The 26,151-nt window shown below is 66.0% G+C and carries 26 protein-coding genes and 1 riboswitch; of the genes, 15 read left to right on the top strand and 11 right to left on the bottom strand.

What is annotated here, in order from left to right; genetic code table 11:
* The first annotated feature begins 27 nt into the window (after positions 1-27).
* Positions 28-813, top strand: a complete 786-nt coding sequence (locus tag ACZ60G_RS10340; protein ID WP_465809046.1) for a DUF72 domain-containing protein — start codon at positions 28-30, stop codon at positions 811-813.
* On the opposite strand, the gene ACZ60G_RS10335 is transcribed toward ACZ60G_RS10340, so the two are convergent.
* Positions 788-1,069 (bottom strand): hypothetical protein, encoded by a 282-nt coding sequence (locus tag ACZ60G_RS10335; RefSeq protein ID WP_357477329.1) that lies wholly within the window; start codon positions 1,067-1,069, stop codon positions 788-790. The two genes, ACZ60G_RS10340 and ACZ60G_RS10335, sit on opposite strands and share 26 nt — an antisense overlap.
* 183 nt (positions 1,070-1,252) lie before the next feature.
* Positions 1,253-1,369: riboswitch (TPP riboswitch) on the top strand.
* Here ACZ60G_RS10335 and ACZ60G_RS10330 point away from each other — a divergent pair.
* The 3 genes from ACZ60G_RS10330 (at position 1,364) to ACZ60G_RS10320 (ending at position 5,554) form a co-directional block, all read left to right on the top strand.
* Positions 1,364-2,734: a purine-cytosine permease family protein gene (locus ACZ60G_RS10330; protein ID WP_465809044.1), complete on the top strand. Its 1,371-nt coding sequence runs from the start codon at positions 1,364-1,366 to the stop codon at positions 2,732-2,734. (Overlaps the previous riboswitch by 6 nt.)
* A 404-nt stretch (positions 2,735-3,138) precedes the next feature.
* On the top strand, positions 3,139-4,557 hold the full coding sequence (locus ACZ60G_RS10325) for an alpha/beta fold hydrolase (RefSeq protein ID WP_465809042.1): 1,419 nt from the start codon (positions 3,139-3,141) through the stop codon (positions 4,555-4,557).
* 517 nt (positions 4,558-5,074) lie between these two features.
* Positions 5,075-5,554 carry an SLOG cluster 4 domain-containing protein gene (locus tag ACZ60G_RS10320; RefSeq protein ID WP_465809040.1) on the top strand — a complete coding sequence of 160 codons (480 nt, stop codon included), beginning with the start codon at positions 5,075-5,077 and terminating at the stop codon, positions 5,552-5,554.
* A gap of 33 nt (positions 5,555-5,587) precedes the next feature.
* On the opposite strand, the gene ACZ60G_RS10315 is transcribed toward ACZ60G_RS10320, so the two are convergent.
* A complete protein-coding gene (locus ACZ60G_RS10315; RefSeq protein ID WP_465809038.1) occupies positions 5,588-5,950 on the bottom strand; it encodes a GNAT family N-acetyltransferase in 363 nt (120 codons plus the stop codon).
* An 861-nt stretch (positions 5,951-6,811) separates the two neighbouring features.
* Here ACZ60G_RS10315 and ACZ60G_RS10310 point away from each other — a divergent pair.
* Positions 6,812-8,188 (top strand): DEAD/DEAH box helicase, encoded by a 1,377-nt coding sequence (locus ACZ60G_RS10310; RefSeq protein WP_465809036.1) that lies wholly within the window; start codon positions 6,812-6,814, stop codon positions 8,186-8,188.
* A gap of 1,127 nt (positions 8,189-9,315) precedes the next feature.
* Here ACZ60G_RS10310 and ACZ60G_RS10305 read toward each other — a convergent pair.
* On the bottom strand, positions 9,316-9,594 hold the full coding sequence (locus tag ACZ60G_RS10305) for a hypothetical protein (protein ID WP_465809034.1): 279 nt from the start codon (positions 9,592-9,594) through the stop codon (positions 9,316-9,318).
* A 152-nt stretch (positions 9,595-9,746) separates the two neighbouring features.
* Positions 9,747-9,881 carry a hypothetical protein gene (locus ACZ60G_RS10300; RefSeq protein ID WP_465809032.1) on the bottom strand — a complete coding sequence of 45 codons (135 nt, stop codon included), beginning with the start codon at positions 9,879-9,881 and terminating at the stop codon, positions 9,747-9,749.
* 66 nt (positions 9,882-9,947) lie between these two features.
* On the opposite strand from ACZ60G_RS10300, the gene ACZ60G_RS10295 reads away from it, so the two are divergent.
* Complete coding sequence (locus tag ACZ60G_RS10295) at positions 9,948-10,097, top strand: hypothetical protein (RefSeq protein ID WP_465809030.1); 150 nt, start codon at positions 9,948-9,950, stop codon at positions 10,095-10,097.
* An 84-nt stretch (positions 10,098-10,181) separates the two neighbouring features.
* On the opposite strand, the gene ACZ60G_RS10290 is transcribed toward ACZ60G_RS10295, so the two are convergent.
* A complete protein-coding gene (locus ACZ60G_RS10290; protein WP_465809028.1) occupies positions 10,182-11,387 on the bottom strand; it encodes a DUF4153 domain-containing protein in 1,206 nt (401 codons plus the stop codon).
* 346 nt (positions 11,388-11,733) lie between these two features.
* Here ACZ60G_RS10290 and ACZ60G_RS10285 point away from each other — a divergent pair, with 346 nt between their 5' ends.
* A complete protein-coding gene (locus ACZ60G_RS10285; RefSeq protein ID WP_465809026.1) occupies positions 11,734-12,555 on the top strand; it encodes a hypothetical protein in 822 nt (273 codons plus the stop codon).
* On the opposite strand, the gene ACZ60G_RS10280 is transcribed toward ACZ60G_RS10285, so the two are convergent.
* Together ACZ60G_RS10280 and ACZ60G_RS10275 are read right to left on the bottom strand one after the other, a co-directional pair.
* Positions 12,487-13,419, bottom strand: coding sequence for a HAMP domain-containing sensor histidine kinase (locus ACZ60G_RS10280; protein ID WP_373864788.1), 933 nt, complete (start codon positions 13,417-13,419; stop codon positions 12,487-12,489). The two genes, ACZ60G_RS10285 and ACZ60G_RS10280, sit on opposite strands and share 69 nt — an antisense overlap.
* A gap of 152 nt (positions 13,420-13,571) precedes the next feature.
* Positions 13,572-14,273, bottom strand: coding sequence for a response regulator (locus tag ACZ60G_RS10275; RefSeq protein WP_465809024.1), 702 nt, complete (start codon positions 14,271-14,273; stop codon positions 13,572-13,574).
* A gap of 171 nt (positions 14,274-14,444) precedes the next feature.
* On the opposite strand from ACZ60G_RS10275, the gene ACZ60G_RS10270 reads away from it, so the two are divergent.
* Positions 14,445-15,152, top strand: coding sequence for a S1 family peptidase (locus ACZ60G_RS10270; protein WP_465809022.1), 708 nt, complete (start codon positions 14,445-14,447; stop codon positions 15,150-15,152).
* A 198-nt stretch (positions 15,153-15,350) separates the two neighbouring features.
* On the opposite strand, the gene ACZ60G_RS10265 is transcribed toward ACZ60G_RS10270, so the two are convergent.
* Both ACZ60G_RS10265 and ACZ60G_RS10260 read right to left on the bottom strand, forming a co-directional pair.
* Positions 15,351-16,241: an alpha/beta hydrolase gene (locus ACZ60G_RS10265; protein ID WP_465809020.1), complete on the bottom strand. Its 891-nt coding sequence runs from the start codon at positions 16,239-16,241 to the stop codon at positions 15,351-15,353.
* Positions 16,242-16,322: 81 nt separating this feature from the next.
* On the bottom strand, positions 16,323-16,724 hold the full coding sequence (locus tag ACZ60G_RS10260) for a hypothetical protein (RefSeq protein ID WP_465809183.1): 402 nt from the start codon (positions 16,722-16,724) through the stop codon (positions 16,323-16,325).
* 22 nt (positions 16,725-16,746) lie between these two features.
* Between ACZ60G_RS10260 and ACZ60G_RS10255 the strand changes: the two genes are divergently transcribed.
* On the top strand, positions 16,747-17,136 hold the full coding sequence (locus ACZ60G_RS10255) for a VOC family protein (protein WP_465809018.1): 390 nt from the start codon (positions 16,747-16,749) through the stop codon (positions 17,134-17,136).
* A 96-nt stretch (positions 17,137-17,232) separates the two neighbouring features.
* A complete protein-coding gene (locus tag ACZ60G_RS10250) occupies positions 17,233-18,042 on the top strand; it encodes an enoyl-CoA hydratase/isomerase family protein (protein WP_465809016.1) in 810 nt (269 codons plus the stop codon).
* A 112-nt stretch (positions 18,043-18,154) separates the two neighbouring features.
* On the opposite strand, the gene ACZ60G_RS10245 is transcribed toward ACZ60G_RS10250, so the two are convergent.
* Positions 18,155-19,051 (bottom strand): enoyl-CoA hydratase/isomerase family protein, encoded by an 897-nt coding sequence (locus ACZ60G_RS10245; protein ID WP_465809014.1) that lies wholly within the window; start codon positions 19,049-19,051, stop codon positions 18,155-18,157.
* Positions 19,048-19,761 carry a PaaI family thioesterase gene (locus ACZ60G_RS10240; RefSeq protein ID WP_465809012.1) on the bottom strand — a complete coding sequence of 238 codons (714 nt, stop codon included), beginning with the start codon at positions 19,759-19,761 and terminating at the stop codon, positions 19,048-19,050. The genes ACZ60G_RS10245 and ACZ60G_RS10240 overlap by 4 nt, the downstream gene beginning before the upstream one ends.
* Positions 19,762-19,876: 115 nt before the next feature.
* Here ACZ60G_RS10240 and ACZ60G_RS10235 point away from each other — a divergent pair, with 115 nt between their 5' ends.
* From ACZ60G_RS10235 to ACZ60G_RS10215, 5 genes are read left to right on the top strand one after another with little or no spacing between them, the layout of a single operon-like run.
* Positions 19,877-20,680: an enoyl-CoA hydratase/isomerase family protein gene (locus ACZ60G_RS10235; RefSeq protein ID WP_465809010.1), complete on the top strand. Its 804-nt coding sequence runs from the start codon at positions 19,877-19,879 to the stop codon at positions 20,678-20,680.
* A complete protein-coding gene (locus tag ACZ60G_RS10230) occupies positions 20,677-21,471 on the top strand; it encodes an enoyl-CoA hydratase/isomerase family protein (protein WP_465809008.1) in 795 nt (264 codons plus the stop codon). The genes ACZ60G_RS10235 and ACZ60G_RS10230 overlap by 4 nt, the downstream gene beginning before the upstream one ends.
* Entirely contained in the window at positions 21,471-22,982 is a 1,512-nt protein-coding gene (locus ACZ60G_RS10225) for a class I adenylate-forming enzyme family protein (protein ID WP_465809006.1), read from the top strand. The genes ACZ60G_RS10230 and ACZ60G_RS10225 overlap by 1 nt, the downstream gene beginning before the upstream one ends.
* Positions 22,972-24,564 (top strand): class I adenylate-forming enzyme family protein, encoded by a 1,593-nt coding sequence (locus tag ACZ60G_RS10220; protein ID WP_465809004.1) that lies wholly within the window; start codon positions 22,972-22,974, stop codon positions 24,562-24,564. The genes ACZ60G_RS10225 and ACZ60G_RS10220 overlap by 11 nt, the downstream gene beginning before the upstream one ends.
* Positions 24,557-26,128 carry a class I adenylate-forming enzyme family protein gene (locus ACZ60G_RS10215; protein WP_465809003.1) on the top strand — a complete coding sequence of 524 codons (1,572 nt, stop codon included), beginning with the start codon at positions 24,557-24,559 and terminating at the stop codon, positions 26,126-26,128. Before ACZ60G_RS10220 ends, ACZ60G_RS10215 begins: the two co-directional genes overlap by 8 nt.
* Positions 26,129-26,151: the final 23 nt, after the last annotated feature.

The following is a 26,151-nucleotide window of genomic DNA, read 5'->3' as shown; positions in this document are numbered from 1 at the left end:
GTCATCGGAAAGTGCTTCGATGGAGGTATGCCCCTACTCGTCGGCACATCGGGTTGGCAGTACCGGGACTGGCGTGACGTGCTGTATCCGGCGAACGTGCCGCAGCGTGCGTGGCTCGAAACCTACGCCGCGGGCTTCGCGACGGTCGAGAGCAACAATGCCTTCTATCGACTGCCCAGCCGCGAGACCTTCGCGGCATGGCGGGACCGGACACCGCCGGACTTCTGTTTCGCGGTCAAGGCAAGCCGCTTCCTCACCCACATCAAGCGGCTGCGCGAGCCCGAGGAGCCGGTCGGACGCTTGATGGAGCACGCCCGCGCACTGGGCGACAAGCTGGGACCGGTGCTGTTGCAACTTCCGCCGACGCTGCGGGTCGACCCGGCACTGCTCGACGCCTGCCTACGCTGTTTCCCGCCCGACGTCCGGATCGCGGTCGAACCCAGGCACGAGTCCTGGTGGATTCCCGAAGTTCGTGCCGTGCTGACGGAATGCGGCGCGGCGCTGTGCTGGGCCGACGTCCAGTCCCGTCCCGTCGCGCCGCTGTGGCGCACGACGGACTGGGGTTATCTGCGACTGCATTCCGGACGTGCGGCACCCGCACCGCGTTACGGACGCACGGCGCTCACCAGTTGGGCGCGACGGCTGGCCGACACGTGGTCGGATCGCGAGCAGGTGTACGTCTACTTCAACAATGATCCCGGCGGTGCGGCGGTTCGCGATGCGGTCGTCTTCGCGCGCGCCGCCGCCACGGCCGGAGCCACCGTCAGTCGAACACCCGCAACGGATTTCAGCTCCCCACGACAGCATTCATGATGGTGCCCGCACTGGTTGCGATGACACCGCCGACCATCGCGCCGGCGAGCATCTTCGGGGATTCCAGGGTGCCGCCGCTCCACTTCTCCCAGGCGAACCGGCCGCCCGCGTAGGTGATGCCGGAGACACCCGACAGCAGAACAAACCAGGTCAGGTAGCGGACCATCTGCAGGATCTTCTCCGAATTGGGCGGGGCCTCGGGCGTCGGATTCCCGAGTTGAGCAAGGACGGTCTCGTGCAAGGCGATCAGCATCATGGGCGCGTACTCATTCCAGGTAGAGGCGGACGATGAGCGGCAGATAACCGAGCGATAACCACATCGATACCCGGACAGTATGGGCGGTGACTGCGATTTTCGGGCCGTCTCCGTAGAACCTGTCTGGAATGTCCGAAGGCAAGGCCCGGCGCGCCGATGCACAGGTGTAGCATTTCGCCCGAACAACCCCAGCGCGGGAGCTCGGGCACGGCCGGGCTGAGAGGGCGGACCCCACGTTTCGCCGACCGCATGAACCTGTCCGGGTAATGCCGGCGTAGGGAGAGCGGTACCGGGATGTCTGCATCCACCCTTGATCGATCCGAGCGGCGCGAAGCACCGTTGACCCTGGACCAGCCTGCGCCGAAGGTCCTTTCGTTCTGGGACCAGAGCGCGTTCTGGGCGAACCTCGGGGTCAGCCTGTTCGCATTCTCCGGCGCGTACACGGTGCTCGCGCCGAATTCCGATGGCGGCGCACAGATCTCCATCGCTGCGGGCATTCTCGCGATGATCATCGGCACGGTGGTCGGCGGGCTCATGCTCGGCCTGGCCGCGGTGCCCGGAGCCAAGACCGGTAAGCCCGCGATGATGTTGCTGCGCGGACTGTTCGGCGCGAAGCTCAGCTACCTGCCGACGCTGCTCAATATCGCCCAGCTGATCGGTTGGGGCACCTTCGAATTGATCGTCATCGGCGATGCGGCCGAAGAGTTGTTCGACGGTGGGCCGCACTGGGTTTACGTGGTCGCCGCGGGTGTGCTGACAACGGTGCTGACGATCTGGCCGCTGGGTTCGGTGCGGATGCTGCGGCGGTTCGTGACCGTCGGCGTGGTGATCGCGTTGGTCTGGTTCTACATCCAGTTCGTCCGCGCGGGTCTGCCGGATCTCACCACCAACCCGGGCCCCGAGGGCGGCGGACCGTTCGGCGTGGATTGGAATCTGTTCTGGGTCGCCACCGATGCGGCGCTCGCGGTTTCGATCTCGTGGGTGCCGGTGGCGGCCGACTACACCCGGCACTCCCGCAGCACCGGCGCGGCATTCGGCGCGGCCAGTGGCGCGTATGCGATCACCCAGATCATCGCGTATGTGCTCGGACTGTTCGCGCTGGCGCTCGCATCCGGCGACGGCGGGGTGTACTCGCCGTTCCTGACGGTCACCCTCGGAGCGGTGTTCTTCTTCATCTTCGTATTCCGTGAGGTCGACCAGTCCTTCGCGAATGTGTACTCCACGGCCGTCTCGATCCAGAATCTCGCCCCGCGGGTCGACCGCCGGGTGCTCTCGATCGGCCTCGGCGTGCTGATCACGCTGCTCGCGCTGCGGCTGAACATGGCGAACTACTTCGGCTTCCTGGGCCTGATCGGGTCGGTCTTCGTGCCGCTGCTGGGCGTGCTCGTCGCGGACTTCTTCCTGCGCGCGCGCGACCAGTGGGACACCTCGGCGAACGCACCGTCACGGTGGGGCATGGTTTTCGCTTGGCTGGTGGGGCTTTCGGTCTACCAGCTGATCAACCCGGGCGAGGCCGGAGTGTGGACCGACTTCTGGGTCGACGTGCAGGAGAAGCTGCACTTCACCAAGCAGGCGTGGATGAGCGCGTCACTGCTGTCGTTCCTGGCCGCCGTGGTAGTCGCGTGGGGTGTGGGGCGGATTTCGTTGCCGCGCAAGTCAGGTTAGACCTCGGACCAACGCGGCGAGGGCCGCCGGTCGCCAACTCGCACCCTCCCGAGTCGACGGACCGGCCGACGGCCGCGGCGCATTCACGCCGAACTCAGGACAGCGGCGCTGTCAAATATTCAGTTGAGCACCCCGCATAAGCCATGAGCCTCCGACAGGTACTCACTGGATGTGCGAGGACTTCACTGGAGTGCATGACGTGATCTACCGACTCCCGAGAACCGACTGATTCGTGCAGCGCATGGACGGAGTCGGTAGATGTTTCGCGAGCACTTTGCCGAGACAGGTGGCGGCACTTCCGGTCTCGGATGACGGTGGTTGCGGAGATTGCGATCCCTTTGTGGCGCAAAACTTTCTGATCGCGCAATCTTGCGGGACACGCAAGTTTGCGTATCGTGAAGGGCGTGGCATTCGTACTCGGGTTGCGGGAACGCAAGAAGCTCGCGACTCGGGAGGCGCTCGGATTCGCGGCGCTGCGGCTGGCGGTCGAGCATGGGCTCGACGCAGTGCTGGTCGAGGACATCGCTGCGGCGGCAGGTGTTTCGCCACGTACGTTCAACAACTACTTCGCCAGTAAGTACGAGGCCGTTTGCTCGGTCGCGGTCGACCGGGCGCGGCGGATCGCGGACCGACTGCACGATCGTCCGGCGGCCGAAGCGCTGTGGCCCGCGGTAATCCACGCGGTACTCGCCGAGTTCCGCGATGACGAACTGCCCGATCCGGCATGGACGCGCGGCGTCCGGCTGATCACCACCGAACCCGCGCTGCAGGGTGAATATCTCAAGGCGCAGGCCGTCATCCAGGAGGCCATCGCGACGGCCATCGCCGCACGCACCGGCCGCGACCTGCACACCGATATGTTCCCGCGAATCATGGCGGGCGCGATCGTGACGGCACTGCAGGTCGCCATCGACCGCTGGGTCGATGCGGACCCGCCCATCGCGGCACTGCCCGTCATCCGGGAAGCGTTGCGGCAACTGTCGTATCTACCAGGAGCCTTTCCCATGGACGTCCCCACCAACCACACACTCGCCGTGCCCGGTGCGACGCTGTATTACGAGATCCGCGGCACCGGTCCGCTACTGCTGCTCATCCCTGGCGGCAATGGCGACGCGGGCAGTTTCGACCAGATCGCCGAGCGATTGGCGGATCGCTATACGGTGGTTTCCTACGATCGGCGCGGCTTCTCGCGCAGCCCAGGCCAGGACCACAACGTCCAGCTGGACGGCGCCGATGCCGCCGCGCTGCTCACTCACCTCGGAGACCAGCCCGCCGCCGTGCTCGGCAGCAGCTCCGGCGCCATCGTCGCGCTCGAATTGCTCACGACGCGACCGGAACTCGTGCACACGCTCATCGCGCACGAACCGCCGCTGGCGACCGTACTGCCCGATGCCGACAAATGGCTCACCTTTTTGGACGACGTCTACCGGACCAGCAAGTCCGACGGCTTCGTCGCCGCCATATCCCAATTCGCCGAAGGGGTCGGGCTGCGCCGGCAACGGCCCGATACCCAAGAACCCACGCCCGAAGCCGCCGCGATCAGTGCGCGCATCCAGCAGAACATGCTGTTCTGGATGGAACACGAGATGCGCCAGTACGTCAGATACACACCGGATTTCGATGCCCTGCAGGCTGCCGCCGAGAAGCTCGTCCTCGTCGTCGGACACGATTCGAAGGAAACCTTCCCGGCGCTGCCCAATGCGGTGCTCGGCCAGCGGCTCGGACTCGACGTCGTGGAATTCGCGGGCGACCACGTCGGATACCGAAGCGCCACCGAGGAATTCGCGACACAGCTCGACACGTTGCTCGCCAAGCGCGCGTAGGCAGTCCGATCGGGCGCGCTGAGGGCCGGATATCCGAATTGAGGGCCTTCCGCAAGGCGGAAAATACCGACCGCTCGTCGCGGACCACGGAACCTCACCTGCAGTGCGAACGAGAGCAGGCCCGAACTGCACGGACGCAGATGGCGCTGAGCCTTCTCGTCGGCGTGCTCGTGGACGGTGATACCTGCCCCGCCAGCCTGGCCGTCCTCGGTCCGCGCGTGCACGCACGGGGCCGGGACCACGCTGCGCAGCGTACGCGCTGGGCCGAGCCACAGGCATGCCGAATTGGACTGACCTGCAGGGCCTCCAGGACTGAGCCGACCTGCCGCGGCGTCCGAGGCGGGACGGCGCTGGGGTGTGTAGAAGACTCGCCCGACCAGTGGGGCGCAGAAGGAAAGCGCACTGGGTTGAGCCGGGCTGCCGGGACGTGCAGGGTTGGACCGTGCGGTGGGGTAGGCCGGGACGACCCGCCGAGAGCATTCGGCTGAGCGAGATTCCGCCAACTATCGTCGATTCCATGGCTCGCGACATACCCCTACAGGTCGCGGTGTGCGGACCGCGTGATTGCACAACCATCGAGGCCGAATGGGCCGCGGAGGTGGGGCGACTGCTCGCGGCCGCCGGTGCCACTGTTCTGTGCGGCGGCGGTAGCGGCGTTATGGCGGCGGTCGCCGAGGGGGCCTCCGGCGTGGGCGGTCTCGTCATCGGCGTTCGTCCCGATACCGACCGGTCTGCTGCCTGTCGCGGTCTGTCCGCCGTCTTGTACACCGGTATGGGCGAGGCCCGAAACGCGATCCTCATTCACTCCGCTGAGGCCGTCATCGTGATCGGCGGTTCCTGGGGCACCCTCTCCGAGCTCGCTTTCGCCCGCCACCGCGGCACCATCCCCGTCATCTCGCTCGGCGGTTGGCAAGTCCAGGACGCCAACGGAAATCTCATCCCCGCAGCACAACTCGCCACCGACCCCGCCGACGCCGTCCACCGCGCTCTCACCTAGGCCCGAAACCTTCAGTACTTCGGCGCACCCGCGCTACTCGGCGAGCCCCGGCGACATGGGGACCGTTCGCCGGAAGGTCTGGCGTGGGCCGCCTTCCGGGCCCGGGGCGCCGATTTCGGCCGGGATGAAGCCGAGGCTTTCACAGAACGCGCGTGCGGGTGTGGCGGCGGGATGACCGAGGCCGAAGGTGACTACCTCGATGGTGGCGGGGGCTCGGACGAATCTGTGCTGTGCCTCCGCTATCAATGCACGGCCGACACCGCGGCTGCGTGCGTGTTCGGAGACGACGAGCCAGCGGATGTGGTAGATCGGGGCTCCGCGGATACCGAATAGAGTGCTGTTTTCCGTACTGGGCAGTCCTGCTGAGTCTGTCCTGTCCAGGTCAGAGTGCGACACCCGCGTGGTCAGCGTCTCAGACGAGACCCCTGAGCGAAGCAGCGGTCAGTCACATCGCCCACGGATCTGCCGCAGCCGCAAGGGCGTCCGTGACTATATGGACCCTGAAGAACGCGAGGCGCTTCATGAGATGGGCGTCGACCGGATGATCCGGAGGTGCAAGCTGGGCAGCAGTGGGTATCGGATCTGTTGAGGTGCTGGGGAATGTGGATGCGCAATTGGCCGTAGCGCGATACCAGTGTGGGCAAAACCGGCCGCCAGCGGCGAGGACGAAATAGCCATCGGCATTCGGCACGGTCCGCTGGCTGTGCCAGCCGTCGCACAGACTTTGAGTAATCCGGAGTGGCTAAACTGCATGGGCACAATGAGGTGGAGTCCCGATTCGTGGTTCATGTGGGCGCGGCAGCTCGAACGACCGGAACCGGAGACGCGATCCGCAGAATCGGTAACACCGGAGCATCGGCCCGTACGGATCGGACCGGACCGCCATCTTTCGTCAACGGATGCTCCTCGTCTCTGGGGCAACACTCCGCCGTGATGCCGCTGCCGGTTCCGTGAACCCTATGGTCGACACTCGGATTTGAACACGAGCCTGACGGCCCAGCCTTGGCCAGAGGCGAGAAACCTCACCCGATGAGTACGAACCGCCCATCACAGGCTATTGTTGATCAAGTGCGTGACATGTCGCGCCAAGCGTCGTAGATCGCATTCGCTTCGCAACCAGCGCTTGCCGCATCCGCTCTTCTTACGGCGATCGATTTTGCCCATTGGCAATCTCGCCATTTCGTGCCCCGGCGCGGACCCGGAAGGTCCACAGACGGCTCGGGCACCACCTGATGTCCGAAAGGCACCGCAACACCTATGAGTTCTGCTGACCTCTCTTTTGCCGCGCTCGGCGTGAGCGCACCGCTGGTGAAGGCGTTGACTCGCGCCGGGATCACCGAACCTTTTCCGATCCAGACCGACACCCTGCCCGATTCGCTGGCCGGACGCGACGTGCTGGGCCGTGGCCGGACCGGCAGCGGCAAGACGCTCGCCTTCGCCATCCCGATGGTCAACCGTCTCGGCGGTGGTCTCGCCGGTAGGCGCGCACCGAGCCGCCCGACGGGCCTGGTACTGGCGCCGACTCGGGAATTGGCCACCCAGATCACGGCCGCGCTGGAACCCCTCGCCGCGGCCTATCGCATGACCGTCACCACGATTTTCGGCGGAGTCCCGCAGAACCGGCAGGTCCGGGCGCTGCGCGCCGGTGTCGACATTGTGGTCGCCTGCCCCGGCCGTCTCGAGGATCTGATGAACCAACGTCTGATCTCCCTGGATGCCGTCGAGGTCACCGTGATCGACGAGGCCGACCACATGGCCGACCTCGGGTTCCTGCCAGGCGTGACCCGCATTCTCGCGGCCACCCCGAATGACGGTCAGCGCCTGCTGTTCTCGGCCACCCTGGATAACGGCGTCAACAAGCTGGTCAGCCGCTTCCTGCCGGATGCCAAGCTGCATTCCGTCGATGAGGCGAACTCCCCGGTCGCCGCCATGACCCATCACGTTTTCGAAACCGCGAGCGTCGAAGCCAAGCGCGAGGTCGTACACCGGCTCGCCTCCGGCTCGGGTCGGCGAATCCTGTTCATGCGCACCAAACATCAGGCTCGCAAACTTGCCAAGCAGCTGACCCTCGCCGGAATTCCGGCCGTCGATCTGCACGGCAACCTCTCGCAGGGCGCCCGCGACCGCAACCTCGCGGTCTTCGCCGCCGGTGATGCCCTGGTGCTGGTGGCGACCGATGTGGCCGCGCGCGGCGTGCACGTCGACGGTGTCGAGCTGGTCGTGCACGTCGATCCGCCCGCCGAACACAAGGCGTACCTGCACCGTTCGGGCCGTACCGCGCGGGCTGGCAACTCCGGTGAAGTGATCACCCTGGTGCTGCCCGGCGAACGACGCGACCTGGCCGACCTCATGCGCAAGGCCAAGATCACTGTGACTCCGCAACGGGTCACCGCCGATTCGCCCGTGGTGGCCGAGCTCGTCGGCACGATTGCCCCATTCGTCGCGCCCTCCTACAGCGAGCGGGCCGCACGTGAAGACGACCGCCGCAGCAGCGGACCGTACCGTAGCAGTGGCGGAGCGCGCAGGGGCAGTGGCGGACCGCGCCAAGGCAGCGGTCGTCGCAACGGCAGCGCGGCGCATGGTCAGTCGCGCGCCAAGCCGCGCGCTCACTCCGCGCGCGGAACGGCCGCATAAGGCTCGTTTTCCGTCGCTCCCCGGCATCGAATGCTGGTGAACGTGGCTGATGACGCCGGTACTGGCGGGCAACCCATCGAGTGCGAGGCAGTCGCGCCCGATGGGTTGTCGTGCGATTGGGTAGCCGGGAAATATGCGGGCGTGGCCAAGAGGGACACGCCGGGACATGACACTTGGACCTTTCCGATCCAACCCGGCCACCTACCCCCGCGCCCGGCCCCGCGGCTTCGACCGCGCGAACGGCCACCGATCCTCACAAACAGCGAATCCAACTCCACCGCAACAACATCCAACACCGCCCCCAACACACTACCGAACCGAGTGCCGTTGCAGCGGTGGATCCATGGCTCGAGAACTTGCCACGCATATCCGGACAGCACCGCGACAAGCTCCTCCCATATCGGTCCGCTTCCGCGGTGCTCGACGGCCAGCTCGAAAGTTCACGGTCGGCCTGCGCCCGATCTAGCGCGTCCATGGCCTGCGCGACGGGGTGGGAGGTGAGGTGGTTTCGATGACGATTCCGACTTAGCGTCTTCTGTTGTCAGCGTGGGGATCTCGCGTGCGGCGCAATCAGCTGGGCAATCGGATAGACCTTCTGTGCTAGGGATCGTGACGTCGATGGGGTCGAGATCGGATGACATGCTGTCGGGTTGGACAGCATCGCGATCCGATGTACCCATAGATTTCGTCCTCCGTGCACACAAGCCTCGTGCCGGACCTACGGCCGACTACCAACCAGCACGCGTCGTGCGCACGGTCATCAGCGTTATAGCCCCACAACCGCGAAAACCCCCTTCCGATACCGAAGTTCGGTGAACTGGGCATCCTCACCGTTTCCCCGGGGGATCTGCCGCCCTCACCCTATGACCGGGTGACAGACACATCCAGGAGGAGTCCATGATGTCGAAAGCCGCTGCCCGGCAGACGAACTCGGGTGATCGCTGCCTCCTGGCCCAGGTGAGTTCGGACATCGAGCACCCAATCGATGATTTTGACAAGACGACCTATTGCTCGTTCGTTCGCGCTAGCGTCCACGAACCCCATATGGACCGCCGACTCGCGGACTGTCAGCACCGTTTCAAGGTCGCGGCTACTCAACTTGTCTTCGACGAGCAGGTTCAGGATGGCTATGGCGAGGAAACAGGGATGGCGACGCCGCGTGTCCTCATCGCCCCTGCGAGGGTTGGCAACTGATCGGCGATCACATGGCTGCCGTCGAACGGGTGGGGCGCGCCGAAGGGCTGCATCGACTCCTCCTCCAGCAGGCCAGACAGCCGCTGACCGTGCAGAGGGCGGACCGGTGCCGGTAGGGATCGCGCGCACGTGGACAACACCGCCGTTAGGGCCTCGCGGGCCTGCTCGCGGGTGTCGAGTTCGGCCGACTGCTGCACGGCCTCGATGATCACGTCACACTTCATGCTGATTCGACGGTGCTGGTGATCTCGCCTACCGGTGATCTCCACTTATCGTACGTGGCCGACACGGCGGTGAACTGCGGCAACCGAACGCCCTCTTTTGCCGCTGATCGCGCTGATTGAACCGGTCGGCGTGTGATCGCTTACGGGTTGCAGTCGTAGCCGTTGACGTAGGCCGGAGCATTCGCGATGCCGCCCGAAATGGTTCGACCGGTGCCTGGCTGCGGCAGATCACCGAGGTCGAAGCCCCGATGCGCGAGGCGATGACTCAGGCGCAAGTGCACAGTTCCTCGACAGGAACGCGTTGCGGGCTGGAAACATTGGATCCCGGCAGGGCTTCGGTGGTGGCTTCGGTCGGTCGCGCGGTGCGCAATATCGCCACCCCGGAACCCCAGATTTCGCAGCTGTCCATCGTGATCAACCTGGCGAAGCAGCCCGATGGGCGCTGGCTGGTCGACACGATGGACGCACCCGGGCTGCTCGCGCCCCGCTAGCGGATACCGTCGAACTCAGCGCCCATTCCCACGACGAATCCGCGGGATCAGGACAGAAACGGGCGCTGAGCCCATGCACCCGACCTAGCGGGCGTTCGCGCGCGACAGGTTCCACCCCTGCCACGTATCGTCGTCGAGATCGAGGCGGATCGTGGAGAGCACTTCGCTGCGCTGCGGTTCGGGAAGCCGCTTGACGGCGGGGACGATATCGGGTGAGAGCCTGCCGAGGTAGAGGGTGTCGAGGTTCTTGCCGTGCTCCCAGCGGTCGATATTCCGTTCCGCGACAAGGCCTTCCGGATTGAGCACAGCCAGTGCGAACAGTGTCGACATGGCGGTGCCTATGGCGGCGCGCGGCAGCCAGGTGCCGTCCAAGCGAAGGACGGCGGCGATCATCAACAGGTACACCAGCCCCAGCCAGAGTTCGCATACCTCGACCAGCAGGCGCATGACCGTGAACCCGTAGGCCTGCTGGTAGGTCCACATGCGGCCGAGGGCGGAGGCCACGATGATCAGCGTCAGCACGCTGATCGCGCACAGCAGGATCCGCAGCCAGGCCCGGTCGGCGGCAGATTCCCTTGCGGCCCAACGCAATACGACGGCGATTACGGCGAGGGTGAGGATGGTGACGATCGAAAGCTGCCAGAATCCGCTGCGCGCGTATTCGGCGTAGGTCAGATTCGCGGTGCGCTGCACGTAGTCGTCACCGCCGAACAGCGCGACGAACTGGGCGGCGACGAAGACCGCGAACAGGATGGTCAACGCGCCCACCGGCAGTGCCCACTCCAACCGTCGCAGGCCTCCGGCGGACGAAGCACCCGTCGCCGCGGCTCGCGGACCGGCAAGCAGATACATGGCACCGACGCTTCCCAGACCGGGTACCGCGAACAGCACGATCCACTGCACAACCGATGGCGCGTCGATCTCCGGCGTCACCGCGTCGAGCAGTTTCGCGAATGTCGCATCGGCGCCGCCCAGCAACGGCACGAAAACCGCCAATAACGCGAGCGTCACCGCAACCGACATCCCGGCTCGCCACGACCGGCGCGCCGGACCGTCACCGATCCGCCCGAACGCCGAATACACCCACGGAATGCCCCCGATCGACTCGATCGGCACCGCGATCACGTCGTACCACGCGCCATACACCGAACGCCGCCCGACAACAGCCAACGACCCGGCCACCCCAGCCCCGACGACACACAGCGCGAACAGCCACCCGGCCGCCCGCACCGCCCCGACCGCAAGCAGCGCCAACGCCAGGGTCGTCCACCACACCCGCCCCCAATTCACAGCGCGGACACCGAATCCCGATCCAGCCGGATCAGTTTCGGTACCACCGTCTTCCACAGTCGTCAGGCCGCCGGTACCGACCGGATCCGAGCTCCCCGATTCGGGCTCAGTCGCTTTCGAGGTGGGCGATTCCGGCGAGTTCGGTATCGATGCTGCATCGACCCCCACCGAACCGCCGCTGTTCACGTCAGATAGATCGGACGGGGCACTGACATCTTCGAGTAACGTCCGACCACCGGGTATCTCGGGAACCAGGCGTCCTGGATCACGCCTCGTCTCCTCGGACGCGGCCGAATGCTGTGCCGAGACGGCCGCTTCTGCCGTACGACGAGCGCGGCGGTCCACCGTGAATACCGCGGCCGCTGCCACCGAACCGGCGAGTACCCAACCGATTCCGGGGCGGCCCAACGGTATGAATACCGCGCCCGCGAGACCTGCGATGCCCGCTGCGGGCAATACGCCTGGCGGGCAGGCGACGCGCCGCCATCTCGGCGCTTGTACAGGCCAGGGTCGTGGCGCGGGCAACGCGGAGCTCGGCGGCGGAACCGGCGGCATCATGATGGGTGGCGGCGCACTCGACGGGGGGCTCATCGGCACACTCGACGGGCTCGCCCACACGCTCGGCGCGGTCGGCGGCGCACTCGACGCCGTTCCTGATGACGTGTCCGCCGTACCACTCGACGGCACTCCCCGATCCGCCGTCGACGTGCCAGTAGGTTCGCCCGATTCCGTCTGCACCACACCCACGCTCGTCGAATCCGATGCGTCCGACGCCCGTTCAGCGGATGACGCAGCCGACGCCTCGACAGCCTCCGGAACCGAATCACCCCCGGACTCGACCGAGGTCGGCGCATCACCCACGGATTCGGATATGGACAGGGTGTCGGGCTCGGACGGTGTCCCCGTTTCGGCCGAAGGGTCGGCCGCGTTCGGTGCGTCGGCTGCCGATTCGGCTCGTGCCTTCGGCTCCGATATCGCTGCGGGTGACGCAGGTGATTCGGGTTGCGATGGATCGGATCGGTCTGGCATTGGTATCCCTCCTATGGGTGTGCGAGATCGTCCCGGAACCTCCGAGGTCCGGGTTGCGGAACGTTGGGCGTCAAGGGGCCGGAAGTACCACGCGGATGCGGGAGCCCGGATCGGCGACGGCTATGGTGCCGCCGTGTAGATCGACTATCCAGCGGGAGATGGCCAGGCCCAGACCGGTACCGCCGCCGTCGGTGCGCCCGCCGCGGGTGAAGCGGTCGAAGATGGTGGCGCGCTCGGCGATCGGGATGCCGGGGCCTTGGTCTTGAACGTCGATGACGAGACCACCGCGGTCGGCGCGGGCCTCGATGCGGACTTCCCCGCCCGCGGGTCCGTGGCGGGCGGCGTTGTCGAGCAGGTTGAGCAGCACCTGATGCAAACGTGCACGGTCTGCGAAAACGCTTGCGCTGCTTGGTTGCACATCGGTGCGGAAACGCACGCCGCGCCCGAGCGCCGCGGCGGCCACCTCGGCCTCGGCGATGACCTCGGCCAACAGCGGTGTGACGCTGAGTTCTTCGCGGTCGAGGGCGCGAGCGCCGGATTCGATGGTGGACAGGTCGAGCAGTTCGGAGACGAGTCGGCCGAGCCGTTCGGTTTGGGCGAGTGCGGTGCGCAGGGTTTTGTCGTCGGGTTCGGATACGCCGTCGACCATGTTCTCCAGTACCGCATTCAGCGCGGTGATCGGGGTGCGCAGTTCGTGGGAGACATTGGCGATCAGGTCGCGCCGCTGTTGGTCGGCGGCTGCCAGATCGGCGGCCATCTGATTGAACGCCACTGCCAGTTGGCCGACCTCGTCGCGGGAGCTGGCCCGCACCCGGCGGGTGTAGTCGCCCTGCGCCATCCGCTTGGCCGCCGCGGTCATCTCGCGCAGCGGCCGAGTGGTGCCGTGCGCGAGGATCTGCGAGGTGATCAGCGCGATCACCGTCGCCGCGATCGTCGTCTTCGGCGGCAGCCAGCCGATCCGCAGCCGGAAGAAGCCGAATGCCACCCCGGCCGACCCGAGCATCAGAATCGCGAACTTCAGCTTGATCGATTTCACCGGATCCAACGGTCGCGGCACCACTTCCGCTACCGCGTCCGATATGCCGCGCAGCTTCCGCGAAACAGTTGCGCGCCACTGCGCCCCCGCGCGCACGACATCCTCGGTGGCGTGATCGCTCATCGCGCGTCCAACGCGTAGCCGACACCGTGCACCGTGCGAATCACGTCCGCGCCGAGCTTGCGACGCAATGCCTTGATATGGCTGTCGACCACCCGGGTGCCCGCGGCGTCGGCCCAGTCCCACACCTCTTCGAGCAATCGTTCCCGGGCCAGCACCACGCGGGGACGTCGTGCCAGGCGCGCCAGCAGGTCGAATTCGAGCGGAGTGAGTTGCGCTTCGATATCGGCGCGCCACACACGACGCTGGTCCACATCGATGCGTAGATCGCCGACGACGATGGTGGCGCCGTCCCGGTCGGCGACGCGATCCAGCCGGCGCAGCAGGGCATGCACGCGAGCGGTGAGGACACGCAGCGAGAACGGCTTGGTCAAGTAGTCGTCCGCACCGACACCGAGGCCGATGAGCTGATCGGTTTCATCGGTGCGCGCGGTGAGCATGAGAACCGGGATCGGGCGCGCGGCCTGGATACGGCGGCACACCTCGAGACCGTCGAAGCCGGGCAGCATCACATCCAGCACGACCAGATCGGGCACCACTGCCTCGGCCGTCGCGACCGCTCCCGGCCCGTCATGCGCCAGATCGACGGTGAACCCCTCGGCTCGCAGGCGCACCGCCACTGATTCCGCGATGGTCACCTCGTCGTCGACCACCAGAATCCGTCGCGCCGTCTGCCCATTGCCCGCCGCGTGCTGTTCCATGAACCGAAACCCTAGCCACTCGCTGTGGAGAGAACCCGCGTCAATTGTGGAGATTCCATGTGCACCGCAGGCGCGCTCGAGCGGGACAACGCAGCTGGCGACATCAAACTGTTTCCCACCTGCAACGAAAGCGAACACGAGAAGCTGCGACCACGGCGGACAGTTAGCGACATGGTTGCCATGGGCCGGATCGGGATACGCGTGCTGGTGGCCGCGGTCATCGCGGTCGTCGCGCCCTCGGGGCTCCCCGATGACGCGACAGCCGCACAGATGGCGACACTGGGCGGCGGCTCGGGCATCCTGATCGAGGGCCGAGCGGTATGCACCCTCACCACGGTCGGCTATGACAGAGCCGACCGGATGGTCGGACTCACCGCCGGACACTGCGCCGATATCGGTATGTCCGTCCAGGCCGAGACACAGCAGGCGGGCATCATCGGCACCGTCGCCGCGGTCGGGCACAGCAACGACTACGCCGTCATAGAATTCGACCGCACCAAGGTCACGCCGGTTCGCCAGGTGGCGCAGACCTTCATCGGCGGCATCGGCGCACCGCCGCGACCGGGCGATATCGTCTGCAAGAACGGCCGGACCTCCGGCTTCGACTGTGGCGTGGTGTGGGATACGCACGACTGGTGGTTCCGGAGCCAGCTCTGCTCCAGGCCGGGCGATTCGGGCGGTCCGGTGACCCTCGCCGACCGCCTGGTCGGGATGAATATCGGGCACATCGGGATCGTGGTGGCCGGCGTGACCGTCTTCGATGTCGCCTGCGACGCGGCGCCGGCGGTGCACGATCCGGCCGTGGCGATCGACATCGGCGTAATCCTGGATGAGATGAATCAGTCGGACGCCGTCGGTACCGGGTTCCGGCCACTCTGAGCTCATGGCTCCAATTCCGGGCTACCCGTTCGTGCACTCGATGCCGAAATGCGCCGACTGTCGAGCAGATAGGGCCTCACCCTCGACTTCGAACCCGGCGCCGCCACTACACTCCCACGCGTATGGGCTGCGGACCGGCTACGCCGACGACGTCGCCCTCGCTGTTCCAGGCTCGCGCGACCCACTCGCTCGAAGGCGTTATCCGCTCAGCTGGGCGAGCAGGAAGTCGCGGGCGACGCTGGACGCTCGTTCGAACTGCTCCTCGTAGACGGCGAAGTGCGGACCCGGGATCAGCGCCAGTTGTTTGGGTTCCAGGGCCTCGGCGTAGCTCTGCAGGGCGATATCGCTAGGCGTCAGAGTGTCTTGATCGGCGATCACCATCAGCAGTGGCGTCGGAGAGACGCGCCGCAGGAAGGCTTCCGGGGCGTAGGACTGGAACTTGTCGACGCTGGAGAGAGTGACCTCGTTGCGCCAGGTGGGGATCTGCGGGCCGTTGGCCATCAACCAGTTGTAGACCTCGATACCGGGCATGGCGACGAGTTCGGTGGGATCGTCGGAGGCCGCCTTGATCATCTGATGCGGTTTGCCCGAGGCGCGGGCTTGCCGGTCGGCGGCGATGGCCGCATGGACCGCGGGCAGCATGATGGAGGGGACCAGACTGCGGAAGTTGGCCCAGCCGTTGGTGAGTGGCACCTGCGACACCACCGCGCGCACGCGTCGATCGGTCGCCGCGACCACCAACACGTGCCCGCCCGCGAAACTGGTTCCCCAGATGCCGATGCGTTCCGGATCGATGCCCTCCAGGGTTTGCGCGAAGGTGATCGCATCGCGATAGCCCTCGATCTGGGCGACGGGGTCGACCTCGTAACGCGGTTCGCCATCGGATGTCCCGAATCCAGGGTGGTCGTACACCAGACAAGCCAGGCCCGCTCTGCTGAACACTTCCGCGAACGGGGCCACCCATTCCTTGACGCCCGCGAAGCCGTGTGTCATCACCACCAGCGGGACGGGACCCGACGCCGCTTCCGGCCTGAAGAGCCAGCCCCGCAATGTCACTGCGCCGCTGGTGAATTCGATATCGACCCGCATCCGATGCCCTCCATTACTTCCGTCCTGTAACGAAGGTACGGCGCGGGTGGCGCAATGTCGAAGGCCGTGCGCGCCAGTAGATCAGGTCCACAGCACCGCGATGAATACGTTGACGATCGCCAAACCACCGGACGCGTGCGTCATCCACGGCACCGGCTTCCCCTTCTTGGCATCCGCACGACCGATCTCGGCGAACGCGGCAACCAGCACGGAGATGACCAGCTTGGTACCGATCTTGGCCATATTCGGATCCTTGCCGAGCGAATCGATCGAATCCGCCATCCCCACCAGGATCAGACCGGTGACGAGCTGTGCCCGCGCACCCCACACCATCAGCTCGGATACGCCCGGCTGTCCGGCGACATACCCGCCGACAACCGCCGCCATACCCAGCAGATGGGCGACGACGACGATGTTGTACACGACCTCCACGTCGCAAACTCCCTCGATCACGGTGACCGTTCCGACCCACGAGTCTTCCATCCGGCTGGCTACCATGACGAGGATGCTGAGAAACGCACACATCGAAGCCCGCATACCCACCGAGGACCTGGGCCGAGCCCGCCGCTGGTACGCCGAGAAACTCGGCCTCGAACCGGTCGAGGAACGCGAGGGCGGCCTGCGCTATGAAGGCGCCACGGGTGTCTTCTGCCTGTTCGCCTCCGCCGGTGCGTCGGACGGCTCGTTCACCCAAATGGGTTTCTACGTCGATGACATCGAGGCAACCGTCGCGGGCCTGCGTGCCCGTGGCGTGGTGTTCGAGGAATACGACGGTACCGTCAACGGGATCATGGATATCGAGGGCAACTATCCGAGCAAGGGACGTGCCGAGCGGGGTGCGTGGTTCCGCGACAGCGAGGGCAACCTGCTCGGTATCGGCCAAGTCATCCCCTGAGTAAGCGCACGATCGCCACACCTGACAGTATTAGATACTGTATATCTAACAGTATGGTCCGATCGGTAAGCGGCCGGAGAAGGCGCGGGTACAACAGTGAGCGATGACGACACCACCGGCGGCACGGTGCACAGCCACCGCGACGGCTCCCTGCTGCGCCTGACCCTGGACCGCCCTGCCCGGCGTAATGCACTCAGCCCCACCATGATCGATGATCTGGTCGGCGCGCTCACCGCCGCCGCCACCGACGACACCCTGCGCGTCATCCACATCCAGGGCGCAGGCAACGATTTCTGCTCCGGGGTGGACTGGGTCGCCACCAACAGCCCCGCCAACCGGGCCCGGACCGGTGACCTCGTCCGGCGCATACCCCATACCGCACACCGGGTCATCGAACTCGTCCACACCATTCAGCTGCCCGTGGTCTGCACCGTCCGCGGCTGGGCTGCCGGCATGGGATGCAACCTCGCGCTCGCGGCCGACTTCACCATCGCCGCCGCCGATGCCGTGTTCTGGGAGCCCTTCCTGGCCCGCGGATTCAGTCCGGACACCGGATCCACCTGGCTTTTGCCGCGCCTGGTCGGCCTCACCCGAGCCAAACGACTACTGCTGCTGGGCGAGAAGGTCGAGGCCACCGACGCGGCCGACTGGGGCCTGATTCATCAGGCTACCGACCCCGCCGAACTCGAACAGCACACCGAGGCGTTACTCACCCGCCTCGGCGCGACGGCGACCATCGCCTTCGGACTCACCAAACAGGCCATCCATCACAACCAGCACACCGCCCTGCCCGAAGCGCTGAACCACGAACTCTTCGCCCTCGAACTCGCCTGCCGCACCAAAGATTTCAAGGAGGGCCTGGCGGCCTTCCAGCAGCGTCGCCGACCGGACTTCCAGGGTCGATAGCAAAATACCGCGGACGCCACCACCTCCCCCGAAAATGCGGTCTGAAATGCATCTCGATGATGCCGAGACCCGGCGCGAATCAATCCCGCCGGAGCCTTCGTGAGCCGACTCGCTACGGCACCTCGGGTTCCGGGACATGGAAGTGTTCGTCCCGCAACCGGAATGCCTCCTTGGTCCCGTGCTCCGCGCGTGTCTTGACGAAGTTGAATTCGCCGGAGGCGAATTGCAGATTGGTCCCGAATGCGTGGAAGAGATAGCTGGCCACTTCCTCGCCTTGATAGGCCTGGCTCTGCTCGACGAGCCGAAACGCCTCCTTGGCGATGACGACACCATCGGCAGGCATCTTCGCCGCCTTTTCGGCCCAGTACCGCGCCCGCACGGTCACCGCGTTCGGCTCGCACGTCTCGGTGAAGACACCGAGATGTTCGACGCCGCTCGCCTCGATGATGTCGCCGGTCAACAGCAGCCGACGTGCGAGCACCGGACCGAGCCGGTGGAAGAACATATGCAGACTGCCGAGCGCGGGACCAAGGAAGCGGGTCGCGGGCATACCGACTTTCGTATCCCGCGCGATCACCGAAATATCGGTCATCAGCGCCATTTCGAAACCGCCACCGAGTGCGAAACCACTGATTTCGCCGACAGTGACCTTCGGAAACCCGAGGAAATTGTGGTAGAAGTCGAACGATTTGCGGTCGACCGTTAGCCGCCGCCGTTGGCTGGGCCGGCTCTTGGTGGGCCGCTTGCCGTTTCCGGCGCCCTCGCCGTACCAGCCGTAGGCATTGTTCATGTCGGCGCCGGTGCTGAATACACCGCCCGCCCCGCGCAGCAGCACGACGGTGATGTCGTCGTCCTCGGCGATCTGGTCCAGGTATCGGGCCAGACCGTCACGCATGGCCGCATCGTAGGAATTCCGCCGGCTCGGATTATTCAGCGTGACAGTGGCGATCCTTCTGTCCGGGTCCACGTGGTAGAGCACGCGGCCGTCGGCGGCGCTCGAACTGGTCATCGGTGTGTCTCTTCCTTCTCTTTCGGGGATCGCTTTCCGTATCGCGCGCCGGTCAGCCGCTCGGGCGGCAACGCGACCGTCTGGACGACCGCCGTGCACAGCACCTCGTCTTCCAGAATCAGCCGCGCCGTCGATTCGATGCCGGACTCCCCCACCGACCGGACGATCTCGAATCGCAGCTCGACCAGAATCGGAGTCGGACGGCGATAGGTGACATTCAACGAGCGAGTCTTGCCGGTCAGGCCGACCACGCAGCTCTGGTGCTGGACGGCGGCATCGAAGAAGACCGCGAGGAACCCACCGTGCACGAGCCCGGGCGGCCCCTCGTGCACCAGCGGAAAGGTGACCGTGCCCGCGGCAGCGCCGATGCCGAGATGGTCGAATCGGTATTCCGGGAAACACGGATTGTATGCGCCGATATCCGCGGAATGGTCCAGATAGACGCGCTGCGAAGCACTTTGGGTCGGGCCGACCCGCGGCGCCGGATCCGGCGGGATCGCCAGGACCAGTTCGCGCTCCCATTCGGCGAATTGCCCGAGCATGGCCTCGACGGTCGGGTGGGGATGTTCCAGCGACAGGAGTAACCCGCTGAGCCTGCGGATCGCGGCGGCCGCGGCCATGGTCTGCGGCAGCGGTTGCTCGCCGAAACGAATCGCCGATCCGGTCGCGGCCGTAGCGCCGCTCGGGGGTGTGTGCCCATGCTCAGCCATCGGGCCTCTTTTCGTCGTCGATGCCTATCCGCTACCTTTGCAGAAGGCTAACGGTACTGTCTACTGTATACACATCAGTAGCGCGCGTCAGCAGCCGTACCGAGGAAGGAATCCCATGCCGTTCGACACCATCGGATACGACGTCGACGGGCATACGGCCACCGTCACACTGAATCGGCCGGACGCCCTCAACGCGCTCAGCCCGCACATGATCACCGAGTTGCGGGCCGCATACGAGGAGGCGGAGCGCGACGACAAGGTCTGGTCGATCATCGTCACCGGCGTCGGGCGGGCCTTCTGCACCGGCGCGGACGTGAAGGCCATCCCCGGTGACGGCAAGGTGATCAACGAGCGGCCGTATCTGTCCACCTATGAGCAGTGGGAAGCGCCGCAGGAGGGCACACCGCCCTTTCGCACCATGACCAAACCGATCCTGGCCGCGATCAATGGATTGTGTTGCGGCGCGGGGCTCGACTGGGTCACCACCGGGGATATCGTCATCGCCTCGGAGCGGGCGAGCTTTTTCGATCCGCACGTCAGCATCGGTCTGGTCGCGGGCCGCGAGGTGGTGCGCCTGGCCAGGGTGCTGCCGCGTTCGGTCGCGCTGCGCATGGCGCTGCTGGGCAAGCACGAACGGATGAGCGCGCAGCGCGCCTACGACTTGGGCATGATCACCGAGGTCGTCGAGCACGAGCGACTCCTCGAGCGCGCACACGAGATCGCCGATATCGTCAATTCCAATGCGCCGCTGGCGGTTCGGGGCACCCGCCTGGCCATCGTCAAGGGCCTGGACGTGCCGCTGCACGAGGCGGAGATGCTGGCCGAATCGTTCCGCGAGCGCGTCACCCGCACCGAGGACGCGCTCGAGGGACCCCAGGCTTTCATCGAGAAGCGGACCCCGGACTGGCAGTGCCGATGAGTACCGAATTCGAGACCATTCTGCTCGAGGTGGATCCGGTCGACCGCGTCGCCACCATCACCTTGAACCGGCCCGAGCGCCTCAACGCCTTCGATCGCACCATGTGCGAGGAAGTCGAACGTGCCTGGCATATCGTCAAATTGGACGATGCGGTCCATGCCGTGGTGGTGCGCGCGGCGGGTGATCGGGCATTCAGTGCCGGTTTGGATATCAAGAAGCCCTATGGGCAGCCCGCCAGTGTGTGGCATCACGAGGATCCCGGTGAGGCACTCAGCCCGAAGTGGCAGAAGATGTGGAAGCCGGTGGTCTGCGCCGTGCACGGTCTCTGCACCGCGGGCGCGTTCTATTTCGTCAACGAGGCCGACATCGTGATCTGTTCGACCGAGGCCACCTTTTTCGACTCGCACGTCTCGGCGGGGCTGGTCTCCGCATTGGAACCGGTTGGGCTCATGCGACGCGTCGGTCTCGGCGATACCTTGCGGATGGCGCTGATGGGCAATGACGAACGCGTCGGCGCGCAAACCGCGTTGCGCATCGGATTGGTGACCGAAGTGGTCGAGCGCGATCGACTTTGGGCCCGCGCGCATGAGATCGCGGCCACCGTCGCCGCCAAACCGCCCGCGGCCACGCAGGGCACGGTCAAAGCGATCTGGGAATCACTCGACAAGCCCTATCGAGCCGCGCTGGACCACGGCCTCATCTACACCCGCCTGGGCAATCCGATCGGTACCGCCCAGCTCGCCGATAATACCGCGCCACAGCGAGTTTCGACCGAACCGAGGATCCGGTGATGAACGACTATCCCGGCGGCGACCATGCACTGATCCGGCGCATCGCCGATGTGCTCGACCTGCGCCCGGACGCGCCCGCGATCGAATACGACGATCGGTGGTACTCATGGCGACTGCTCGCCGATATGGCACGCCGCATCCGCTCATACACCACCGAGCCCGGGACCGAGCCGCGAAAGGTCGGTATCCTGCTGCGCAATCGGCCCGAACATGTCGCCGCATTTCTCGGCGTCCTGCTGGGGGGCGGCAGCGTCGTGGTGATCAATCCGGGACGCGGTGACGACCGGATCCGAGCCGATATCGCCGCACTGCGGCTACCGCTGGTCATCGGTCGCGCCAGCGATCTCGCGGCGCTGGTCGCGCCCGAATCGGGCCCGGCGACGGTGTCGATATCGGAATTGGATGTGGAACCGCACTCGACCGGGCAGCCGCGCGATCCCGGTGCGGCCGAGCCGGGAGTGGCGGTGCACATGCTGACCAGCGGGACGACCGGACCCCCGAAGCGCGTCGATATCACCTACGACATGCTCGCGCGCAGTGTGCTCGGCCCCGACCCGAGTCGTGCGACGGCGCCCAGCGAACCACGCCGCGGTGTCGCGATCGTCAATGCGCCGCTGGTCCACATCGGCGGCATATTCCGAATACTGCAGTGCGTCACCGAAGCTCGGCCGTTCGTGCTGTTGCCGCGGTTCGAACTAGGCAGCTGGGCCAAGGCAGTGCGTGCGCATCGCCCGGCCGCGGTATCGCTGGTGCCCGCCGCATTGCGCACGGTGTTGCATTCGGGTCTGGGCAAGGACGATCTGGCGGGCATTCGCGTCGTCACCTCCGGCACGGCACCGCTATCGGCCGCCGATGCCGATGCCTTCTACGAGAAGTTCGGTATCCCGGTCCTGACCTCTTATGCCGCAACGGAATTCGGTGGCGGCGTGGCGGGCTGGACGCTCGCCGATCACCAGCAATACTGGAATGCCAAGCGCGGCAGCGTCGGTCGCGCAAGCGGCGGCGCTCGGCTGCGGGTCGTCGACGAGGACGGTACGGTCCTGGGGGCCGAGCAGCCCGGTCTGCTCGAGGTGATCCCCGGCCAGCTGGGACCGTCGGCGGACTGGATCCGCACCACCGATGTCGCCCGCATCGATGCCGACGGATTTCTGTGGATCCTGGGGCGGGCCGATCAGGCGATCATCCGGGGCGGGTTCAAGATCATGCCCGACGATGTGCGCAGCGCCCTGGAAAGCCATCCCGCCGTGCAGGGGGCGGCGGTGGTGGCCCGGCCCGACCAGCGTCTCGGGGAGACACCGGTGGCCATGGTGGAACTGCGTTACGGCACGACCACCGAAACGGACCAACTGGTCGCGTTCCTCCAAACTCGGTTGGCGGCCTATGAGATTCCCACTCGGATCGTCATCGTCGACGCCATTCCGCGAACACCGTCCGGGAAGGCGGATCTGAGCGCGGTGCGACGGCACTTCAGCGAACCCGCGGCCGCCGTGCGAGGCGACAATGGCCGCTGAGTCCCCCACCGTGGCGCGGCTGCTGCACCGGCATGCCCGAACCCGCCCCGATCATCCACTGCTGATCTGCGACGACGAGCGCCTCAGCTATGGTGAAGCGCAGCGCCGCTCGGCCCGGCTCGCCCGCGGACTGATCGCACTGGGAGCCGGTAAAGGCACCCATATCGGGTTGTTGTATCCCAACAGCTCCGATTTCGTTGTCGGCGCGCTAGCGGCCGCGCGGATCGGCGCCGTGATCGTCCCGTTCTCCACCCTGGCCACCGCCGGGGAAATGCGCGAGCAGTTGGTCGACGGTGATATCCGAATTCTGCTGGCCGCCCACAGCTTTCGCTCCCACGATTACGTGCAACGGCTGACCGAGGTGCTCACCAGCTCGAAATTCGGCTCCGGGGGCAGGTTGTTCTGCAGTACGGTCCCGCAACTGCGCCACGTCGCGATCAGCTACAGCACGGACCTGTACCGCGTCCGCAGCATCGAGGGTCTCGCCCACTTCGCCGAGTCCGTCGACCAAGCGCTGCTGACCGCGATGGAAGACGATGTCGACGGCTCGGACCCGCTGGCCATCATCTACACCTCCGGATCCACCAGCGCGCCCAAGGGAGTCGTGCACACGCACGCCGCGCTGCTCGATCACCAGAAGAACTTGAACGAGATCCGCGGCCTCACCGAGGCGGACATCCTGTTCTGCAACTCGCCGTTCTTCTGGATCGGCGGATTCGCCTTCGGGCTGCTGGCGACCCTGGTCGCCGGATCGACGCTGGTGTGCTCGAACGCCACCGACGCCGGTGCGACCCTCGATCTGCTCGAGGCCGAAAAGCCCACGATGACAAATGGTTTCGCGGCGGCCATCGCCCATCTCGCGCGGCATCCCAGCTACGCCGATCGCGATCTGTCCAGCATGCGCCGAGGTAACCTGCACCCGATCATGGCCGAGCAAGTGCGCCCCCGCGATCCCGAGCTGCGCCACAATATGCTCGGCTTGACCGAGGCGGGCGGTGTCGTGCTGCTCTGCGGTGACGAATCCGATCAGCCGGAGCAGCGCCGCGGATCATTCGGCAAGCCCGCTCCCGGATTCGACATCAGGATCGTCGACCCGGACACCGGTGCCGAAGTCGAGACCGGTGAGATCGGCGAACTGTGCATCCGTGGCCGCTACGTCATGCAGGGCTACTACAAGCGCAGCCGGGAGGAGAGCTTCGACGCCGACGGCTGGTTCCACACCGGTGATCTGGTGCGCGTCGACGTCGAGGGCTTCGTCTACTTCATCGGCCGACACGATTCGATGATCAAGACCGCGGGCGCGAACGTCTCGACCGGCGAGGTCGAGAAGGCCATCACCAAGGTCACCGCGGCCACCGCGCATGTGCTCGGCATTCCCGATCCGGATCGAGGTCAGACGGTCGCGGCGGTGATCGTGACACCGAACGGCGGCGCCATCGACGACGTGCGGGAAAGACTGCGATCGGAACTGTCGGCGTACAAGATTCCCAAGCGGTTCGTATTCGCGCGCGCCGCGGACATTCCGACACTGTCCAGCGGCAAGGTCGATGTCCAACGACTCCGAAAGATGTTCGATGCCTGAAGATGGCGCGGCGAGCGCACGCACCGTCGACGCACTGCTACGACTGCGCGCCGACGAAAATGGAGCCGACGCAGCGGTCATCGATCCGACCACACGGCTGACCTACGCCGAACTGGACGCCACGACACGCGAGCTGGCCGCGGCATTCGTCGAGGCCGGTATCGGCAAAGGCACCCGAGTCGGGCTGATCATGCCCAATAGCGTTCGCTGGGTACAGTTCGCGGTCGCGCTCACGCGTATCGGTGCGGTGCTGGTCCCGCTCAGCACCTTACTGAAGACACCGGAACTGGTAGTGCAATTACGCGTCGCCGCAGTGGAATTCGTGATAGCGGTCGAGGAGTTCCGTGGGCACCGCTACGTCGAAGGCCTGCGATCCGAGCTCGAACTACCCGACGACGCGCCGATCCAAAACCTGGCGCTACCCGCGCTACGGCGGATATGGACGGTCGATGAGGTGAATGAGCTGCATGTCACCGCGACGGCCACCGAGGTCGCCGCCGCTTTGGCGCACACCGTCGTCGCCGCCGATCCGCTCACGATCATGTTCACCTCCGGCAGCCGAAGTCTGCCCAAGGGCGTAATCCACTCGCACGGCAATGCATTCGGGGCCGTGCGCTCCGGACTCGCCAGTCGATGCATCGACCGCCGCACCAGGCTGTACCTGCCGATGCCCTTCTTCTGGGTGGGCGGCTTCGGCGGTGGCATTCTGTCCGCGCTGCTGGCGGGAGCCACCTTGATCACCGAGGCGATTCCGCGACCGGAAACCACCTTGCGACTACTCGAACGCGAGCGGGTCACCCTCTTTCGCGGTTGGCCCGATCAGGCCGAAGCGCTCGCGCGCCAAGCGGATACGATCGGCGCCGACCTCTCGGCGCTGCGGCCGGGCAGCCTCGAGGCACTACTGCCACCCGAGCAGCGCTCGCGCCCCGGTGCGCGCGCCAACCTGTTCGGCATGACCGAATCCTTCGGCCCCTACTGCGGTTACCGCGCCGACACCGATATGCCCGACACCGCGGCGGGCAGCTGCGGGCGACCGTTCACCGGTATGCAGGTGCGCATCATCGATCCGTCGGACGGCACCCTGGCACCCGCGGGCACGGTGGGCGAGATCCAACTCCGGGGACCGCATACGCTGCGCGGCATCTGCCGACGCGGTCGCGAAGACCTGCTGACCGTCGACGGCTTCTACCCCACCGGAGATCTCGGCCGTCTCGACGAAGACGGCTTCCTGTTCTATCACGGCCGCTCCGACGACATGTTCAAGGTCAGCGGCGCCACCGTCTATCCCAGCGAAGTGGAACAAGCCCTGCGCGGTATCGGCGGTGTCGAGAACGCCTTCGTCACCAATGTCGTTCAGGGACACGGCGATCAGGTGGCCGCGGCCGTGGTGGCCGATATCGCCATCGATCGGCTCCGCACCGAGGCTCGACAACGGCTGAGCGCCTTCAAGGTGCCGACGATCTGGTTGCTGCTGGAATCCGATGCGGGCATCCCGCGCGGATCGACGGGCAAGGTCGATATCACGGCACTGCGCCACCTGCTGTCGCGCCTGGGCAGCAACTGAATACGCGTTCGACGACAAGGTGA

The organism is Nocardia sp. NPDC102475 (assembly GCF_055584605.1).
This window is presented reverse-complemented; position numbering and strand designations above follow the sequence as displayed.

Excerpts from the sequence above, each read along its gene's own strand:
- ACZ60G_RS10235 (WP_465809010.1), top strand. The coding sequence starts at position 19,877 with ATGCCGTTCGACACCATCGGATACGACGTCGACGGGCATACGGCCACC.
- ACZ60G_RS10255 (WP_465809018.1), top strand. The coding sequence starts at position 16,747 with ATGCTGAGAAACGCACACATCGAAGCCCGCATACCCACCGAGGACCTG.
- ACZ60G_RS10330 (WP_465809044.1), top strand. The coding sequence starts at position 1,364 with ATGTCTGCATCCACCCTTGATCGATCCGAGCGGCGCGAAGCACCGTTG.
- ACZ60G_RS10265 (WP_465809020.1), bottom strand. The coding sequence starts at position 16,241 with ATGCGGGTCGATATCGAATTCACCAGCGGCGCAGTGACATTGCGGGGC.
- ACZ60G_RS10260 (WP_465809183.1), bottom strand. The coding sequence starts at position 16,724 with ATGGAAGACTCGTGGGTCGGAACGGTCACCGTGATCGAGGGAGTTTGC.
- ACZ60G_RS10240 (WP_465809012.1), bottom strand. The coding sequence starts at position 19,761 with ATGGCTGAGCATGGGCACACACCCCCGAGCGGCGCTACGGCCGCGACC.
- ACZ60G_RS10245 (WP_465809014.1), bottom strand. The coding sequence starts at position 19,051 with ATGACCAGTTCGAGCGCCGCCGACGGCCGCGTGCTCTACCACGTGGAC.
- ACZ60G_RS10225 (WP_465809006.1), top strand. The coding sequence starts at position 21,471 with ATGAACGACTATCCCGGCGGCGACCATGCACTGATCCGGCGCATCGCC.
- ACZ60G_RS10280 (WP_373864788.1), bottom strand. The coding sequence starts at position 13,419 with ATGCTCGGGTCGGCCGGGGTGGCATTCGGCTTCTTCCGGCTGCGGATC.
- ACZ60G_RS10340 (WP_465809046.1), top strand. The coding sequence starts at position 28 with ATGCCCCTACTCGTCGGCACATCGGGTTGGCAGTACCGGGACTGGCGT.
- ACZ60G_RS10220 (WP_465809004.1), top strand. The coding sequence starts at position 22,972 with ATGGCCGCTGAGTCCCCCACCGTGGCGCGGCTGCTGCACCGGCATGCC.
- ACZ60G_RS10335 (WP_357477329.1), bottom strand. The coding sequence starts at position 1,069 with ATGATGCTGATCGCCTTGCACGAGACCGTCCTTGCTCAACTCGGGAAT.
- ACZ60G_RS10275 (WP_465809024.1), bottom strand. The coding sequence starts at position 14,273 with ATGGAACAGCACGCGGCGGGCAATGGGCAGACGGCGCGACGGATTCTG.
- ACZ60G_RS10320 (WP_465809040.1), top strand. The coding sequence starts at position 5,075 with ATGGCTCGCGACATACCCCTACAGGTCGCGGTGTGCGGACCGCGTGAT.
- ACZ60G_RS10230 (WP_465809008.1), top strand. The coding sequence starts at position 20,677 with ATGAGTACCGAATTCGAGACCATTCTGCTCGAGGTGGATCCGGTCGAC.
- ACZ60G_RS10270 (WP_465809022.1), top strand. The coding sequence starts at position 14,445 with ATGGTTGCCATGGGCCGGATCGGGATACGCGTGCTGGTGGCCGCGGTC.
- ACZ60G_RS10215 (WP_465809003.1), top strand. The coding sequence starts at position 24,557 with ATGCCTGAAGATGGCGCGGCGAGCGCACGCACCGTCGACGCACTGCTA.
- ACZ60G_RS10310 (WP_465809036.1), top strand. The coding sequence starts at position 6,812 with ATGAGTTCTGCTGACCTCTCTTTTGCCGCGCTCGGCGTGAGCGCACCG.